This window comes from Paenibacillus sp. FSL R7-0302 (assembly GCF_038006885.1).
Lineage (GTDB): Bacteria > Bacillota > Bacilli > Paenibacillales > Paenibacillaceae > Paenibacillus_AQ.
This window is the reverse complement of the sequence record NZ_JBBOWB010000002.1, coordinates 583,586-600,454: the sequence shown is the minus strand read 5'-3', so window position 1 is coordinate 600,454 and position 16,869 is coordinate 583,586. Positions and strand designations below refer to the sequence as shown.

The 16,869-nt window shown below is 53.2% G+C and carries 17 protein-coding genes and 1 other RNA gene; 16 read left to right on the top strand and 2 right to left on the bottom strand.

Annotated elements, in window-relative coordinates:
* The first annotated feature begins 64 nt into the window (after positions 1–64).
* A complete protein-coding gene (locus MKY96_RS28290) occupies positions 65–508 on the top strand; it encodes a DUF1934 domain-containing protein (RefSeq protein ID WP_076084844.1) in 444 nt (147 codons plus the stop codon).
* On the top strand, positions 505–2,190 hold the full coding sequence (gene argS / locus MKY96_RS28285) for an arginine--tRNA ligase (protein ID WP_340945665.1): 1,686 nt from the start codon (positions 505–507) through the stop codon (positions 2,188–2,190). Before MKY96_RS28290 ends, argS begins: the two co-directional genes overlap by 4 nt.
* Positions 2,191–2,259: 69 nt before the next feature.
* Here the strand turns inward: argS and MKY96_RS28280 are convergent, their stop codons facing one another.
* A complete protein-coding gene (locus MKY96_RS28280; RefSeq protein WP_340945663.1) occupies positions 2,260–3,504 on the bottom strand; it encodes a S8 family peptidase in 1,245 nt (414 codons plus the stop codon).
* 445 nt (positions 3,505–3,949) lie between these two features.
* Between MKY96_RS28280 and rpoE the strand changes: the two genes are divergently transcribed.
* Positions 3,950–4,513, top strand: a complete 564-nt coding sequence (gene rpoE, locus MKY96_RS28275) for a DNA-directed RNA polymerase subunit delta (RefSeq protein ID WP_339312211.1) — start codon at positions 3,950–3,952, stop codon at positions 4,511–4,513.
* Positions 4,514–4,570: 57 nt separating this feature from the next.
* Here rpoE and MKY96_RS28270 read toward each other — a convergent pair whose 3' ends face one another.
* Entirely contained in the window at positions 4,571–4,810 is a 240-nt protein-coding gene (locus MKY96_RS28270) for a hypothetical protein (protein ID WP_340945662.1), read from the bottom strand.
* 45 nt (positions 4,811–4,855) lie between these two features.
* On the opposite strand from MKY96_RS28270, the gene MKY96_RS28265 reads away from it, so the two are divergent.
* The 13 genes from MKY96_RS28265 (at position 4,856) to MKY96_RS28205 (ending at position 16,846) form a co-directional block, all read left to right on the top strand.
* Complete coding sequence (locus tag MKY96_RS28265) at positions 4,856–6,463, top strand: CTP synthase (RefSeq protein ID WP_340945661.1); 1,608 nt, start codon at positions 4,856–4,858, stop codon at positions 6,461–6,463.
* A 292-nt stretch (positions 6,464–6,755) separates the two neighbouring features.
* Positions 6,756–7,142, top strand: coding sequence for a response regulator (locus tag MKY96_RS28260; RefSeq protein WP_340945658.1), 387 nt, complete (start codon positions 6,756–6,758; stop codon positions 7,140–7,142).
* A gap of 205 nt (positions 7,143–7,347) precedes the next feature.
* Complete coding sequence (gene fba / locus MKY96_RS28255; RefSeq protein WP_036724454.1) at positions 7,348–8,202, top strand: class II fructose-1,6-bisphosphate aldolase; 855 nt, start codon at positions 7,348–7,350, stop codon at positions 8,200–8,202.
* Between the two features lie 198 nt (positions 8,203–8,400).
* Positions 8,401–9,654, top strand: coding sequence for a UDP-N-acetylglucosamine 1-carboxyvinyltransferase (locus tag MKY96_RS28250; RefSeq protein ID WP_340945656.1), 1,254 nt, complete (start codon positions 8,401–8,403; stop codon positions 9,652–9,654).
* 145 nt (positions 9,655–9,799) lie between these two features.
* Entirely contained in the window at positions 9,800–11,158 is a 1,359-nt protein-coding gene (gene rho / locus MKY96_RS28245) for a transcription termination factor Rho (protein ID WP_076162080.1), read from the top strand.
* 25 nt (positions 11,159–11,183) lie between these two features.
* The gene (locus MKY96_RS28240) at positions 11,184–12,461 is read left to right on the top strand and encodes a radical SAM protein (protein WP_340945653.1); all 1,278 of its coding nucleotides are present in this window, start codon (positions 11,184–11,186) and stop codon (positions 12,459–12,461) included.
* 126 nt (positions 12,462–12,587) lie between these two features.
* Positions 12,588–12,785, top strand: coding sequence for a 50S ribosomal protein L31 (gene rpmE, locus MKY96_RS28235; protein ID WP_036724459.1), 198 nt, complete (start codon positions 12,588–12,590; stop codon positions 12,783–12,785).
* 47 nt (positions 12,786–12,832) lie between these two features.
* Positions 12,833–13,101, top strand: an RNA gene (gene ffs / locus MKY96_RS28230) — signal recognition particle sRNA large type.
* Positions 13,102–13,366: 265 nt separating this feature from the next.
* A complete protein-coding gene (gene dnaX, locus MKY96_RS28225; RefSeq protein ID WP_445671509.1) occupies positions 13,367–15,085 on the top strand; it encodes a DNA polymerase III subunit gamma/tau in 1,719 nt (572 codons plus the stop codon).
* A 49-nt stretch (positions 15,086–15,134) separates the two neighbouring features.
* A complete protein-coding gene (locus MKY96_RS28220; RefSeq protein WP_036698884.1) occupies positions 15,135–15,446 on the top strand; it encodes a YbaB/EbfC family nucleoid-associated protein in 312 nt (103 codons plus the stop codon).
* A gap of 36 nt (positions 15,447–15,482) precedes the next feature.
* Positions 15,483–16,082, top strand: a complete 600-nt coding sequence (gene recR / locus MKY96_RS28215; RefSeq protein WP_036698882.1) for a recombination mediator RecR — start codon at positions 15,483–15,485, stop codon at positions 16,080–16,082.
* A gap of 262 nt (positions 16,083–16,344) precedes the next feature.
* Positions 16,345–16,551, top strand: coding sequence for a DUF2508 family protein (locus MKY96_RS28210; protein WP_445322093.1), 207 nt, complete (start codon positions 16,345–16,347; stop codon positions 16,549–16,551).
* 28 nt (positions 16,552–16,579) lie between these two features.
* Positions 16,580–16,846 (top strand): pro-sigmaK processing inhibitor BofA family protein, encoded by a 267-nt coding sequence (locus tag MKY96_RS28205; RefSeq protein WP_076084856.1) that lies wholly within the window; start codon positions 16,580–16,582, stop codon positions 16,844–16,846.
* The last annotated feature ends 23 nt before the right edge of the window (positions 16,847–16,869 follow it).

Here is a 16,869-nt window from a genome sequence, read left to right as displayed (position 1 = left end):
GTGTACAATGGGAAAGCGAATATGACCTCTATGATTACAAGTACGAATAAGCGGGGAACGTGTGATGACTGAAGGACCGCAAGGCAAATACGGCGTTTCGGTAACGCTGGAGAGTGTGCAGGGCACAGAGCGCAGTGTGGTACATGCTGCAGGAGAGGCTATTGCCAAGGGGCAGTCGCTGTACATCATTTATGAAGAGCAGCAGACCGCACCCGAAGGCGCAGCAGTTGTGGTACGCAACACACTGAAGATTTCAGAGGGCAGAATCAAGCTGATCCGCCATGGCGCTGTCCAGTCGGAGCAGTCCTTTGAGCCGGGGCAACCGCTGCCCGGATTCTACCGCTCGCCTTATACACAGTTCAATCTCACCACAGACACGAAGACACTGGACATCAAGCGCGAAGGAAGATCGCTTGCCGTTTCATGGGAATATGATCTCTACGTATACGGGGAAATATCAGGACAGTTCGCTATAAGTTTGAATATACAGGAGGAACCACAATCATGACACAATCTTTAAATCCGCTCCAGCTTGCCCATGAACGGGTGAAGGAGGCCATCGCCGATGCGGTAGTAGCCGCAGGTCTGGTGTCCCGCGAAGAGCTGCCGGCCATTGTGCTGGAAGTACCGAAGGACAAGGCCCATGGAGATATGGCCACGAATGCTGCGATGCAGCTGACCAAGATTGCTAAGCGTAACCCCCGGCAGATCGCCGAGGCGATTATAGAGCATCTGGATACGGGCCGCGCTTCTATTGAGAAGGCGGAGATTGCCGGACCGGGCTTCATTAACTTCACTTTGTCCAAAAGCTATCTCTACCCCGTGATCGCACTTGTGGCCGAGCAGGGTGAAGGTTATGGCCGTGTGAACATAGGCCAGGGCAAGCGTGTGGAAATGGAGTTCGTAAGCGCAAACCCTACCGGCAGCCTTCATCTGGGACATGCCCGCGGCGCTGCGGTCGGCGATGCCCTGTGCAACGTGCTGGATTATGCCGGTTACAACGTGACCCGGGAATACTACATTAATGATGCCGGCAACCAGGTCGCCAATCTGTGCTTATCCATCGAGACCCGGTACCTGCAGGAGCTGGGCCAGCCGGCCGAGATGCCGGAGGACGGTTATCATGGAGAGGATATCAAGGGCTTCGCCAAGGAGCTGGTGGCGGAGAAGGGCGACTCTCTGCTGGCTATGACACCGGGCGACCGGGCGGCATTCTTCCGTACCTACGGGCTTGCCAAGGAGCTCGACAAAATCAAACGTGACCTCAGCCGGTTCCGGGTCAACTTCGATATCTGGTTCAGTGAAACCTCCCTCTATGAGAACGGAGAAGTGCTGCGTTCGCTGGATGAGCTCCGCGAGCGCGGAGAAGTCTATGAGAAGGAAGGCGCCACCTGGCTTGCGACCACCAAATACGGCGATGATAAAGACCGCGTGCTGATAAAGAACGATGGCACGTATACGTACCTCACACCGGACATCGCCTATCACAGCGACAAATACGGCCGCGGCTACGACACGATGATCAACATCTGGGGAGCCGACCACCACGGCTATATTCCACGGATGAAGGCGGCTATGGCGGCGCTCGGCAATGATCCCGAGAAGCTCGTGGTGCTGATCGCCCAGATGGTCAGCCTGTTCCAGGATGGCGAGAAGGTCAAGATGTCCAAGCGTACCGGCAAAGCCGTGACGATGGAAGACCTGATGGAGGAAGTCGGAATCGACGCGATCCGTTACTTCTTCACCATGCGCAGCATGGATTCGCATCTGGACTTTGACATGGATCTGGCGATTTCGACATCCAATGAGAACCCTGTATTCTATGTACAGTACGCACATGCGCGGATTTGCAGCATATTCCGCCAAGCGGAGGAGCAGGGGATTGTAGTGCCGGATGCAGCCCAGATTGATTACAGCAAGCTGACTGCCGCACATGAATATGATCTGCTCCGCAAAATCGGTGAACTGCCTGCGGAGATTACCATTGCCGCCGAGGGCTATGCGCCGCACCGGCTGGTCCGCTATGTATACGACCTGGCTTCGCTGTTCCACAGCTACTACAAGGCAGAGCGCGTAATCACTGAGGATGCTGCTCAGACGGTAGCCCGCCTTGCCCTGCTGGGCGCTGCACGGACGGCCATTGCCAATGTCCTGCGGCTGGTTGGTGTTACCGCACCGGACCGGATGTAACTATACTTGGAAAGCGCCGCCCCTATTTTCTGGGGGCGGCGTTTTTTGGTCTTGCCATGCCGCTGTACCTTACGCCTTTGCCGCCGCAGCGGCCTTCGCCCCGCTGCTGCTTCCGCTGCCAGCGCCGCTGCCACCGGCTGCGCTGCCGCCAGCCCCGCTGCTGGCGCGCCGGGCCCGGATGCCTACGCGCAGCAGCCGCAGCGCATCGGCCGCACCGCCGCCCAGCGATGCGCGGCGCTGGCCCTTGCGCAGCCGCACCGGCGAGGCGGTGCGGCGCAAGAGCAGCTTCAGCTCGCGGGGCGACAGCCCCGGCCGCAGCGCGAGCAGCAGGGCCGCGGCACCGGTGACATGGGAGGTCGCCATGGAGGTGCCGCTCATTTCCTTGTACCCCTCCCGCAGCCAGCAGGAGGGGATGCCCTCGCCCGGACCGTACACATCGATGTACGGTCCGCGGTTGCTGAAGGCCGCGACGCGCTGCCTTCTGTCAAGAGCGCCTACGGCAATCGTCTCCGGATAGCGCGCGGGGTAATCCCCGCCGCGCTTGCCGTCGTTGCCGGCGGAAGCGATGATGGCAATCCCGGCCCGGTAGGCCTTGATTACCACATCATGCAGAGCCTTGCTCCGGTTCCTCATCCCGAAGCTCATGTTAATGATATCGATTTTGTTCTGCACGCACCAATCGATGCCAAGGACAATATCCGACACATAAGCGGAGCCGTTGTGGTCGAAGGCCTTGACCGGATAGAGCAGCGCCCGGGGGGCTACGCCCATCATGTTGCGCGCGCCCCCGGCCGCCGCCAGGGTGCCGGCAATATGCGTGCCGTGGCCGTTGTCATCCAGCGGCATCATGCCGCGGTTCAGCAGGTTGACCCCGGAGGCCAGGGAATGCCTGAGATCAGGATGGCGGAAATCAACGCCCGTATCGATGACGCCGATCTTCACATGAACGCCGGTCGATCTGGACCAGGCCTGCGGAGCGCGGATGGCCCTGATCCCCCAGGGCATCAGGGCGGAACCGCTTTTGTCCGCCAGGGGCGAGTGAACCTTAATCCGGTGGTCTTCTTCTATACAGAGGGAATCCGCATAACGGTCCATCAGCCGCTCTGCTCCGGCGGCGGGCACGAAAAAAGCCCGGATCAGCGTAGAGACCTGAACCTGCCTCAGGCCAGGCTTTTTACTCTTCAGAGATTTCCACTGCGACAATGCGCCGGCATACATGCGGGGGTCGTTGAAGGTCACAATGTGCCGTGGTGCACTTTTGGAGGCAGCCTTCATTTCTTCAAGCAGCATCTGCCAAAATCCGTAATAATCCATAGGTTACGCCGTCCCCTCCTCGGTGCCGTGCTGCCATATTGTATGAAAGGGGGATGGCGTCCGAATGGGAACTTGCCCTTTTTTAACGAAATAGGCTGCCCATCGTGTCAAAAGGCTGGAGTTTACATAAAATAAACAGAGGGAACCGCGAGGCGCCCTGCAACATCCCGTAAGGAGCCGATCCTTGGCGTGGATACAGTCATGCGCGGAGGGGTAACCCCTCCGCCTTTTTGGAATGAAAAGCCCGTCCATGCTCATCCCATTTATTGCCCTGTCCAGGTGGACAAGCCTTCTTCATGCGGAAGCACCGCCAATCCTGTTTCCCTGATCTTGCTGCAATAGACTTGCAATTTACCCGCAAATAGGTTTTACTTAGTTTTGTTAATGGATATCATGAATGAAGCATGATTGAATGTGAACAATGCGTGAGAGGAAGTGTCCTTTAGTGAGTACGCCACTCAATTTAAAGCTGGACCCTGAGAAAGTAAAAGAAATGCCGATGGTAGACCTGGCCTTCCTGGTGCTTAAGGCAGCCAATACGCCTTACTATTACCGTGATCTGATGGTGGAGGTTGCCAAGCTGCGCGGGTTGACCGATCAAGAGAGCCAAGATACGATCGCCCAGCTATATACCGAGATTAATATTGACGGACGTTTTGCCTGTGTCGGAACCAACCTGTGGGGGTTGAAGCGCTGGTACCCGCTCGAACGCTCCGATGACCCTGTCGGCAACACCAAGCGGGTGCGGATTATCAACGACGAAGACGACGATCTGGAAGATGACGACTTCACCGATGAAGAAGAGAATTATGCTGCCGAGGAAGAGGATTTCGATGCGATTGACGAAGATCGCGACGACCTCTATTCCGACGACGACAGCGAAGAGGAAGTTGACGAAGATGTAGTCATCGATGAAGACGACATTGACGAAGACGAATCGGATGATGAAGATTCCGAAGACGGCGAAGAAGACGATGCCGACGATGAGGACGAGGAAGATAAATATTAGAACAGTCTTTGCAGCGCGCAATTCCTCCCTTGACAGGGGCGGGACGCTCAGAGTAAACTATTGCATGGGCTTATAATGAAAGTTAATATTGTTTTCGAAAATAAAAAGTGCCCCGGGTCTACGGGTGTCACTTTTTTGTTTTTTTACAAGATAAGAAGGAATAGGCTTCGCTTCATTTGTATGCCAAGAAGCTGCGGTTTTCCGCAATTCCCAGGCTGCCGGCCTTGAATTTTGGCGGGTGGAAGCAACTTTCGGGTTCCCCGGTTGGATGATGGAAAAAAGGGATACGATAAGCATCAAGCGTCCCCTGAATTTCTGGACTTTATTTAGGAGGGTTTTAGAGTGACAAAGTATATTTTCGTAACGGGTGGCGTTGTGTCTTCCCTTGGCAAAGGCATTACCGCTGCTTCGCTGGGCAGACTGCTCAAGAACAGAGGTCTCAAGGTAACGATCCAGAAATTCGATCCTTACATTAACGTGGACCCGGGAACAATGAGTCCTTATCAGCACGGGGAAGTATTCGTAACCGATGACGGTGCGGAGACCGACCTCGATCTTGGGCATTACGAGCGGTTTATTGACATTAACCTGTCCAAGAACAGCAACGTAACCACAGGCAAAATCTATTCCTCGGTCATCAGCAAAGAACGCCGCGGGGAATACTTAGGGGGAACTGTACAGGTTATCCCGCATATTACGAACGAAATCAAGGAACGCGTCTTCCGTGCAGGCCGTGAGACCGGCTCCGATGTAGTCATTACCGAAATCGGCGGCACCGTGGGCGACATCGAGAGTCTGCCGTTCATGGAAGCCATCCGCCAGATCAAGAGCGACATCGGCCGGGAGAATGTCATGTACATTCACGTAACCCTGATTCCTTATATCAAAGCAGCCGGAGAAGTGAAAACAAAGCCGACCCAGCACAGTGTCAAGGAGCTGCGCAGCATCGGGATTCAGCCCAATGTGATCGTATGCCGTACGGAATATCCGCTCACCGACGATATGAAAGCCAAGCTGGCTCTGTTCTGTGATATCGATGCGAACGCCGTTGTGGAATGCCGCGATGCCGCGACGCTCTATGAAGTGCCGCTGAATCTGCGCGACGAAGGTCTGGATGAGATTGTCGTCAATCATTTGAAGCTGACCACTCCTGCACCGGATATGCGCGAATGGGAGAGCATGCTGGAGCGGATTCAGAAGCTGGAGCGTACCGTTGAGATTGCCATCGTCGGCAAGTATGTGGCGCTGCACGATGCTTACCTGAGCGTGGTCGAATCCTTGTCCCATGCCGGATTTGCCTCCAATGCCGAAGTGAAGCTCCGGTGGGTCGATGCAGAGCTGGTGACGGATGAGAATGTGGATGAGCTGCTGGGCGGCATCGGGGGCATTCTGGTTCCAGGCGGTTTCGGTGACCGGGGAATCGAAGGCAAGATCTCGGCCATCCGCTATGCGCGGGAGCAGTCCATTCCGTTCTTCGGCATTTGCCTGGGAATGCAGGTGTCTGTCATCGAGTACGGCCGTTCCATGCTGGGACTGGCAGGAGCGAACAGCTCCGAGATCGATCCTGCGACTCCGCATCCGCTGATTGACCTTCTGCCAGAGCAGAAGGATATCGAAGATATGGGCGGCACGATGCGCCTCGGCCTGTATCCTTGCAAGCTTTTGCCGGATTCCCTGGCTATGTCCTGCTATGACGATGAGCTGGTCTATGAGCGTCACCGTCACCGGTATGAGTTCAACAATGCTTACCGTGATGAGATGGAGAAGGCAGGTCTGGTTATTTCCGGAACCTCCCCTGACGGTCGTCTGGTGGAGATTGTCGAGCTGCCGGGTCACCCGTGGTTCCTGTCCGTGCAATTTCACCCGGAATTCACCTCCCGTCCGAACCGTCCGCAGCCGCTGTTCCGTGAATTTGTCAAAGCCTCGCTTACACATTCCGAGCAAATGTAACTATAGAATGAATAGGCCAGACAGGCCTGTGGGAGCTCCCGGTTCGGGGGCTTTCTTTTTGACAAAACCTCCTTTGCACAATAGCTCCCGGAATGCAAGGGGACTGTATTCCCGCTTTTTCACCGGAATTCCTCCTTTATATGGCATAGATTTACGCATTTTAGCCAATTAGCAGGATTTTGGCTGCAAAGCACGAATAATAGGTTTCGTATAGACTAAGTTGAAGCGGGGCCGTTAGCTGTTGAGAGGGCGCGGTATGGACAATCTGCCTTAAACTCTGGGAGGGTAACGTATGGAAAAGAAAAAAGTGTTAATCGTCGACGATCAGAATGGAATCCGGATTCTTCTCATGGAAGTATTCAATAGTGAAGGTTATGCCACCTTTCAGGCAGCTAACGGGAAATTGGCGCTGGACATTGTCAGGAACGAATCGCCGGATATGGTTTTGCTGGATATGAAAATTCCGGGGATGGACGGACTCGAGATTCTCAAGCATCTGAAGGAGCTTAATCCGGCGATCAAGGTCATTATGATGACGGCCTACGGAGAGCTGGACATGATTAAGGAAGCGACCAAGCTGGGGGCCCTGATGCATTTTACCAAGCCGTTTGATATTGATGAGATGCGCGTTGCCGTCAATATGCATCTGCACAACAAGTCGATTGACCAATGCAGCTAGCTTAGAAGTTTATAGTTTGGGGACGTCCTGTTATGGATACGCTAAATGAGAAAATAGTCCGCCGGCAAAGGGTTGGCTGAATATCGTCCCACCGGGACATTTTTTTGTGTATCCTATTTAGTATTTAACACAGGATGTGCTATAATAGGCCTGTATGTGATGTCGGCTTATATAAGCAACCCAATATTTTAGGAGGATTGAAACCATGCCATTAGTATCTATGACAGACATGTTGACCAAAGCACTTGAAGGAAAATATGCAGTTGGCCAGTTCAACATCAATAACCTGGAGTGGACGCAAGCGATTCTTGGTGCAGCAGAAGAAGAGAAGTCACCGGTAATCCTTGGCGTATCCGAAGGCGCAGCCCGTCACATGGGCGGCTTTTACACAGTAGTTAAGATGGTTGAAGGTCTTATTCATGACATGAAAATCACCGTTCCTGTAGCCATCCACTTGGACCACGGTTCAAGCTTTGACAAATGTAAAGAAGCTATCGATGCCGGATTTACTTCCGTAATGATCGACGGCTCCCACCACCCGATTGATCATAACATTGAGATGACCAAGAAGGTTGTTGACTATGCTCACGCTAAAGGTGTTTCTGTAGAAGCAGAAGTTGGTACTGTAGGCGGACAGGAAGATGACGTTATCGGCGGCATCCAATACGCTGACCTTAACGAATGCGTACGCATTGTTAAAGAAACAGGCATTGACACTCTGGCTCCTGCACTGGGTTCCGTACACGGTCCTTACCTGGGCGAACCAAACCTTGGATTCAAGGAAATGGAAGAAATCCGCGATGCAGTTAACCTTCCGCTTGTACTTCACGGCGGAACTGGTATCCCGGTACATGACATTCAGAAATCCATCTCCCTGGGTACTTCCAAGATCAACGTTAACACTGAGAACCAAATCGCGTTCGCTAAGGTTGTCCGCGAAGTTCTTGCTGCTAAGCCGGATGCTTACGATCCGCGTACATTCATCGCACCAGGCCGCGATGCTATCAAGCAGACTGTTATCGGCAAAATCCGCGAATTCGGATCCAGCAACAAAGCCTAATTATTACCCTGCCGCATAACGTTTTTTCCGCACAAGCTATTTCGTTTTCCTCAGAAACGGGTGCCGTCCTTCAGGTAAGGACGGCGCAGCCGTTTCTTCTTCTAATCACCAATCACAAGCAGTCCTTATGTCACCTTAAGCCACAACTGGTATTGCCACAACAAGCTGCAATACACGTAGGGGGAACCAGATAAATTTATGGAAAAATTAATGATTGGCGGCGGACGTCCGCTAGAGGGCGTTGTTACCATCAGCGGAGCAAAGAATAGCGCCATTGCGCTTATTCCTGCAGCAATTTTGGCGGAGTCTGAAGTTGTGCTGGATAATTTGCCTGCGCTTAGTGATGTTGCCGTTTACTCCGAAATTCTGGAGGAGCTTGGCGCGAGCGTGTCTTGGACAGGCAGCCAAATGAGAATTAATCCCTCCCGTATCGTATCCATTCCCATGCCTAACGGACCGGTGAAGAAGCTCCGGGCCTCTTATTATATGATGGGCGCACTTTTGGGCCGGTTTAAGGAAGCGACCATTGGATTACCCGGCGGCTGTAATTTTGAGCCCCGTCCGATTGACCAGCATATCAAAGGCTTTGAGGCGCTTGGTGCGACTGTTACCAATGACCATGGCTCGATTCACCTGTATGCCAAAGAACTGCGCGGTGCCAAGATCTATCTGGATGTATCCAGTGTCGGCGCCACTATTAACATTATGCTCGCGGCCTCCCGTGCCAAAGGCTCTACAATTATTGAAAATGCGGCTAAAGAGCCTGAGATTATAGATGTAGCTACCCTACTCAACTCCATGGGCGCTGTTATTAAGGGTGCCGGAACCGAAACAATCCGGATTGAAGGCGTAGACGAAATGCACGGCTGCCGCCATTCGATCATTCCTGACCGTATTCAGGCTGGAACTTACATGATTGCCGCAGCGGCTACGCGGGGCAATGTCTTAATTGATAACGTGATTCCCAAGCATCTGGAGGCGCTCACTGCCAAGCTGCTGGAAATGGGAGTTGACATAGAAGAACTGGATGAGAGTATCCGGGTGATCGGCAAGGCCAAGTACCAGCACGCGGATGTCAAGGCGCTGATCTATCCCGGTTTCGCGACTGATCTGCAATCGCCAATGACGAGCATGCTGACTCAGGCTGAAGGCGTTAGCGTCCTGAGCGATTTCGTCTACAGCAACCGGTTCAAGCATGTTCCTGAATTGGTCCGCATGGGCGCTAAGATTCGTGTAGAGGGACGTTCCGCAATCATTGAAGGCGGCCCGCTCAATGCAGCTAAGGTGAAGGCTGCCGACCTCCGTGCAGGCGCAGCGCTGGTGATTGCCGGTCTGACTGTTGAAGAAGGCATCACCGAAGTGACAGGTGTAGAGTATATTGACCGCGGTTATGACAACCTCGTAAGTAATCTTCGCAGTTTGGGAGCCGATGTCTGGCGCGAGAACGAATAATGAGAATACCCGGATTGGCAAGGGCAGAAATTGGCTGTTAAATGCATATCTCCTTCCAATTCGGGTAATCCTATCCTAATAAGCATTTTCATAGACTCATAGTTTAGAACTCATCATACACAAATTGAATAGGTGGTTATAGCACATGGATCTTCAAATTTCCGATCTGGAAGAAATGAAGCTTACCGATCTGTATAAGCTTGCCAAGAAATACCAGATTCCTTATTACGGAACGCTTAAGAAGCGGGAGTTAATCTTCGCTATTCTTAGAGCACAGGCAGAGCAGAGCGGTCTAATGTTTATGGAAGGCGTGCTTGAGATTCTGCCGGAAGGCTATGGCTTCCTTCGGCCGATTAACTACTTGCCTAGTGCAGAGGATATCTATATCTCCGCATCGCAGATCCGCAAGTTCGACCTTAGAAGCGGTGACCTGGTCTCCGGGAAATGCCGGACGCCGAAGGAGAACGAACGCTATTTCGGACTCTTGCAGGTGAATGCCGTCAACGGCGAGAATCCGGCAACTGCAGCTGAACGGTTACATTTTCCGGCGCTTACGCCGCTTTATCCGCAAGATAAGCTGCCGCTCGAAACATCCCCAACCCATTTATCGACCCGTATCATGGATTTGCTTGCTCCTGTAGGACTGGGGCAGCGCGGTTTGATTGTAGCACCTCCCAAAGCAGGGAAGACGCTCCTCCTCAAAGAAATTGCCAACAGTATCTCTACGAACAATCCCGAGATTGCACTGTTTGTTCTGCTGATCGATGAACGTCCCGAGGAAGTAACGGATATGCAGCGTTCGGTTAAAGGTGAGGTAGTGGCTTCGACATTTGACGAGCTGCCGGAGAACCATATTAAAGTGGCAGAGCTTGTCTTGCAGCGCGCGCTGCGTCTGGTAGAGCACAAGAAGGATGTCGTTATTCTGCTGGACAGTATCACCCGTCTTGCCCGCGCCTACAATCTCGTAGTTCCGCCATCCGGCCGGACACTTAGCGGAGGGATTGACCCTGCTGCGTTCCATCGGCCTAAGCGTTTCTTCGGTTCCGCACGTAACGTGGAGGAGGGCGGCAGCTTAACGATTCTTGCTACCGCACTGATTGATACCGGATCACGGATGGATGATATTATTTATGAGGAATTCAAGGGTACAGGGAACATGGAGCTCCATCTGGACCGTAAGCTGGCTGAACGCCGGATCTTCCCGGCAATTGATATCCGCCGTTCGGGTACACGCCGTGAAGAAGTATTGCTTAGTAAGGAAGAGCTGGATACCATCTGGTCGATCCGTAAAAATATGAATGAATCCTATGACTTCGTCGAAGGATTCCTGAAGAAGCTGCGTGACAGCAAGACGAATGCGGAGTTCCTGGCCTCCTTCGATGTAGCCGGAGGCAAGGATTCCTCGTCAGCAAGCGGTACGGCCAGCAAAGGCGGCACCTCGAACAGCGGCTCGTCCGCCCGCCGCACCACGCGTCCCAAGGCGCCTTCTGTGCCGACTACCTGAGAATAGATAACAAGAGGAGAATAACATGTATTTGGTATATGCCGACGAACAAGGAAACGTATATGATCATCCCGAGCTGTATGCCCTGGCCCGCAGTGGCGATATGATCGTTGAGATACTGGAGGAAGAGCTGGTTCCGCTGCCTGAGGGGGCCACGCTGGTCGGGCTCCCGAGCACCCGGGCGATTGGGATGAATCCGGAGACCGGCGAGATGCTGCCCCTGCCGGCAGGTTCGCAGGCTGTCGGAGCCTTGCTGCCGCAGGGATACACCCGCCTGTGCCTTCCCGGTTACGTCAAGACAGACAAGACCTACAAGCTTCCGCTCTTCGGATATTCCGCTGTAGTATGGAAGGACGGCGGATTCTATGTGGCGGCTGATCTTACGGATGATCCGGAGCAGTGGAACCCGCTTAACTGTGACCGGGACGATGTGAAGACCGGTGTGGGCGAACTGACTGCCAAGTACCCGGAGAACCGTCTGTATAATCACTTGTCCAACTGCGCGCTGGAGTATGAATGCTTAACCTCGTCCAATACCTTCCTCGGCCGCTGGGAAGGCGCTGTTCCTGTCTCCTACTCCTGCAACGCCGGTTGCTTCGGTTGTATCTCTGAACAGCCCGATGACAGCGGGTTTGTGTCCCCGCAGACACGGATGAACTTCCGTCCGGCAGTGAACGAAGTATCGCAAGTGATGCTGGAGCACCTGAAGACGCCGGAATCCATTGTCAGCTTTGGACAGGGCTGTGAAGGTGAGCCTTCTACGCAGGCGAAGCTGATTATTGAATCTATCCGTGAGGTCCGGTCCATTACCGATATGGGCTATATCAATATCAACACCAATGCCGGCTTAAGCGATCATATCCGCGGCATTGTCGATGCCGGTCTTGATCTGATGCGGGTTAGCACCATCAGCGCACTGGATGACCATTATAACGCCTATTACAAGCCTCGCGGGTATACGCTGGCTAACGTGGAGAAGTCGCTGAAGTACGCTGCCTCACAAGGCGTATACACCTCCATTAACTATTTGATTTTCCCGGGGGTTACAGACCGTGAGGAAGAGATTGAAGCAATGGTGGAGTTCGTGAGACGTACAGATCTTAAGCTCATTCAGATGCGTAATCTCAATATTGACCCGGAGAGCTATCTAGAGCTTATTCCCCCTGCACGGGGAGAGATCCTTGGCATGAAGACCATGCTCGAGATCTTCCGTGAGGAGCTTCCGGAGGTTGTGATCGGCTCCTTCACCCATGTTCCCCCTGCTGAGCTTGCCCGTGCCAAGCGGCGCGGAGTGCAGCTCTAGGCCTTAGGTTTTTTAAGAACGGCTGGCCTATTGCAGAGCCTGGGCTTCACATGCTAGAATGTAGCTTGCGTAATCATATAACTCTAGGCCCGCATGAGGCTTAGGGCGTGAGAGGTGAGATTTCATATGCAAACAACCATTCAACCCAAGTACAATGTAACGAAGGTAACCTGCGCTTGCGGCAACACGTTTGAAGCCGGTTCGACAGTTCAGGAGCTTCGCGTCGAAATTTGCTCAAGCTGTCACCCGTTCTTCACCGGTAAGCAGAAGTTCCTGGATGCCGGCGGCCGTGTGGACAGATTCAAGAAGAAATACGGTGTCTAATATTGCATAGTTGATTTTTGCCTGTCCGTAAGCTATACTTATCTTCGCCGTGCTAGACGGGGAGGTAGCGGTGCCCTGTAACTCGCAATCCGCTGTAGCGAGGTTGAATTCCTGTTAGAGGTGCTGTCGATGTGAGGCCTTGGTTCCTATGGGCTGTGTTGACGGTTGGGTCCTCCGCAATGAGTGCTTGTGAACCTGGTCAGGTCCGGAAGGAAGCAGCCATAAGCGAGTTTGCTCTTGTGCCGGAGGGTGGCCTAGCCCGAGCAGTTTTGTAGGGTTACCGCTTGGATCGCAGCCATCAATAACAGGTGCACGGTTTAAATAAGGATGATGATAGCGTCTTTGCTACAAGCAAAGATGCTTTTTGTTTTTCTGCGTATCCCAGGCAATGAGATATTATTCCCGCTCTGGCTCATATCCTCACCTTTCGGACGGTGAGCCGCTTCTGCTTGGTCAAAGACTTGGGAATATAGTATAATAAATTAGCGACAAATGCCGGAAAGCGGCAGCCTGAGAGAGGGTAATGCATAGTGGAACATATCGCGCTGTACCGTGCCTGGCGGCCGCAGTCGTTTCAAGATATGGTAGGGCAGCAGCATATTATCCAGACGCTGCAGAATGCGATCCGTGAACAGCGGGTTTCGCATGCCTATCTGTTCAGCGGACCGCGGGGAACCGGTAAGACGAGTGCGGCCAAGGTATTGGCCAAGGCAGTCAACTGCGAGCGGGGCCCGGGTCCTGAGCCCTGCAATGAGTGTCCGTCCTGCCTGCGGATTACGGCAGGCAACATCATGGACGTTCAGGAGATAGATGCGGCATCCAACCGGGGCGTTGAAGAGATTCGCGATCTGCGGGATAAGGTGAAATATGCACCTACCGAAGTACGCCGTAAAGTGTATATTATTGATGAAGTGCATATGCTGACAACAGAGGCTTTCAATGCCCTGCTGAAGACGCTCGAAGAGCCTCCGCAGCATGTGATGTTTATACTGGCGACTACCGAGCCGCACAAGCTGCCGGCTACGATTATCTCGCGTTGCCAGCGGTTTGACTTCCGCCGGGTCTCACTGGAGGAACAGACGGGCCGCCTGACCGAGATCTGCCAGAAGGAAGGCATTACAGCAGATGCAGATGCTCTCCAGTATATCGCCCGCCTGTCTGACGGGGGAATGCGGGATGCGCTCAGCATCCTGGATCAGATCTCATCCTTTACAGATGGGAATGTGACCTATCAGCAGGTGCTGGGAATGACCGGGGGCATCCCCTCCGAGCAGTTCGCGCGTCTGGCGAACGCTATTCTTGAGAGTGACATGGGGCAGCTGCTGGAGCTTGTGGAGCAGATGATGCATGAGGGTAAGAGCGCAGATAAGTGCCTTGAGAATCTTTTGTATTACTTCCGCGATTTACTGATGATCAAGATGGTGCCTGGAGCGGATCAGCTAACGGACCGCGTGCTGAATCCGGCAGATTTCCGCGATATGGCTAAGGCCTTTACCCGAGACCGCTTATTCCTGATTGTGGAGACGCTGAGCCGTTATCTGGGAGAGATGAAGTATGCTACACATCCGCAGACCATATTCGAGGTAGCGCTGATGAAGCTGTGCAGCGGTCCGCAGGAGGCTGCTGCTCCGTCTGTAGGCGATCCGGCAGTGAATGCAGCCGCACCTGCAGCTGCGAATGGTTCTCCGCAGGTACAGTCTGGTGAGCTGGATCAGCTCAGAGCGCAGATTACCGCGCTGGAGAAGAAGCTGGAGCAGGCTATTCAAGCTGGCGGGGTTGCCGGCGGCGGACGGGAGCAGGCGCCGCAGCGCACTGCCCCGCCAAGCGCTCCGCGCGTATCCTCGGCCTCTAAGCTTCCCCCGCAGCTGGATAAGTTTATTGCGGGTAAGGACAGTCCTGATTTTAACGCGGTCTATAAGCAGTGGAGTCTTGTTCTTCAGGGTGTGAAGGAAGAGAAGGTCACGGTACATGCGTGGTTTGTGGACGGTGAGCCGGTGGCGGTGATGGAAGATGCCGTGCTGGTTGCCTTCAAGAATACCATTCACCGGGATACTACCGAGAAGCCTGCGAACCGGCAGGTCATCGAGAACGTAATGAATGCCAAGCTGGGTAAGCCATTCCGGCTGGTAACGATGATGATGCGCGACTGGAATGAAGCTGCGACGAAATCCGCGGCTTCGGCCGGAACAGAGGAGCTGCGTCTGGAGCATGAGCACGAGAGCGGCGAAGGCAAGTCCGAACCATGGATTGATGAGGCGATCCAGCTCTTTGGAGAAGACCTTGTTGTCATAAAAGAATAAGGATTCAGCTATCAGCGCGAACAAGCGCATCCCAAAGGAGAGATGATCTATGAATAATATGAACCAAATGATGAAGCAGGTTAAAAAAATGCAGGAGCAGATGCTCAAAGCCCAGGAAGAGCTGGGCAGCAAGACGATTGAAGGTTCTTCCGGCGGCGGCGTGGTTACCGTTCAGGTGAACGGACACAAGAAATTGCTGTCCATTCAGATTAAACCGGAGGTTGTTGATCCGGAGGATATCGAAATGCTGCAGGATCTGGTGATTACTGCTGTTAATGATGCTCTTACCCAGGCAGAAGAGTTGGCGAACAACGATATGGGTAAATTCACAGGCGGAATGAAGATTCCTGGCTTGTTCTAGGCTTACTCCACTCCCTGCCAAAGGAGAACCGATACTTTGTATTATCCAGAACCGCTAGCCAAGCTAATAGAAGCTTTTACACGTTTGCCCGGGATTGGTCCGAAGACAGCTGCCCGGCTGGCCTTTCATGTACTGAACATGAAGGAGGACGAGGTGATTGATTTCGCCAAAGCCCTGGTCAGCGTCAAGCGTAATCTTCATTATTGCTCGGTCTGCTGCAATATAACGGATACCGACCCGTGCCGGATCTGCCAGGACAAAACCCGCGATGCTTCGGTAATCTGTGTGGTTCAGGACTCGAAGGATCTGGTGGCTATCGAACGAACCAAGGAATTTGACGGCTATTATCATGTGCTCCAGGGTGCAATTTCGCCTATGGAAGGCATAGGGCCGGATGATATAAGGCTGAAGGAGCTGCTGACCAGACTCAGCGATGAGCGGGTGAAGGAGCTGATTATGGCTACCAACCCCAACATTGAAGGGGAAGCCACCGCCATGTATATCTCGCGTCTTGTCCGTCCCTTTGAGATCAAGATCACCAGGATAGCCCATGGCTTGCCTGTAGGCGGCGATCTTGAGTATGCGGATGAGGTAACCCTGTCGAAGGCGCTGGAAGGCCGTCGTGAGCTGTTCTGAGTGTTGTGTTGTTGTATTATAAGTGTAGGGAGCCCTCGGGCTCCTTTTTTGTTTCCCGGAGAGCCGCTGATATTCTGCTAAAAGTTGTGCTAAGTCCCCTCTCCCGGTTCTAAGTTTGTCCCTATTCCGATATGTATGAGATTAACGGGTGTGAATCACCGGTTGCATCTGCAGTTATTCATATCTCTTGGGAGGGATTGCAATGGGTTGGTGGAGTGCCAAATGGCTGAGCGGAAATACGGGGAAGGAAAAGGCAGTGGAGATGGAAGAGGAATGGGGCGCGGTGTACCATGAGGTGCGTAAAGCCCAGTCTGAATGGGAGCGGGCCTATCTGATGTTTGATGAGGCTCTCGGCCAGGATCAGATTGACTATGCGATCTATATCCTGGAGGCGGCTGAGCGTAAATATCAGATACACCTTAAGGATGCCAAGCGGCTGGGGCTTAACCGGAGCCAGCTGCAAGTATGAACAGACTGAGTCAGCGAGGAGGAGAACGATGCTAAGAACTGTTGCAATGGGTGTGCTGATTATATCTGCAGCGCTGCTGGTCCTGATTGTATTCAGGAAAAGACTGGGCTGGGCATGGCTGAGCGTATTTGGAACCCATCTTATATTGGCGGCGCTCGGGATTTATATCGTTAATTTCTCAGGAGTTGTAAGTGATCTGCACATTCCGCTTAACCCTACAACCATAGGTGCTGTAACCATTCTTGGGCTGCCGGGAGTGGCGCTGTTATTGGGATTAAAATTAACTTTGTTTTAGAGGTTGACGAAGGCTCCTGATTC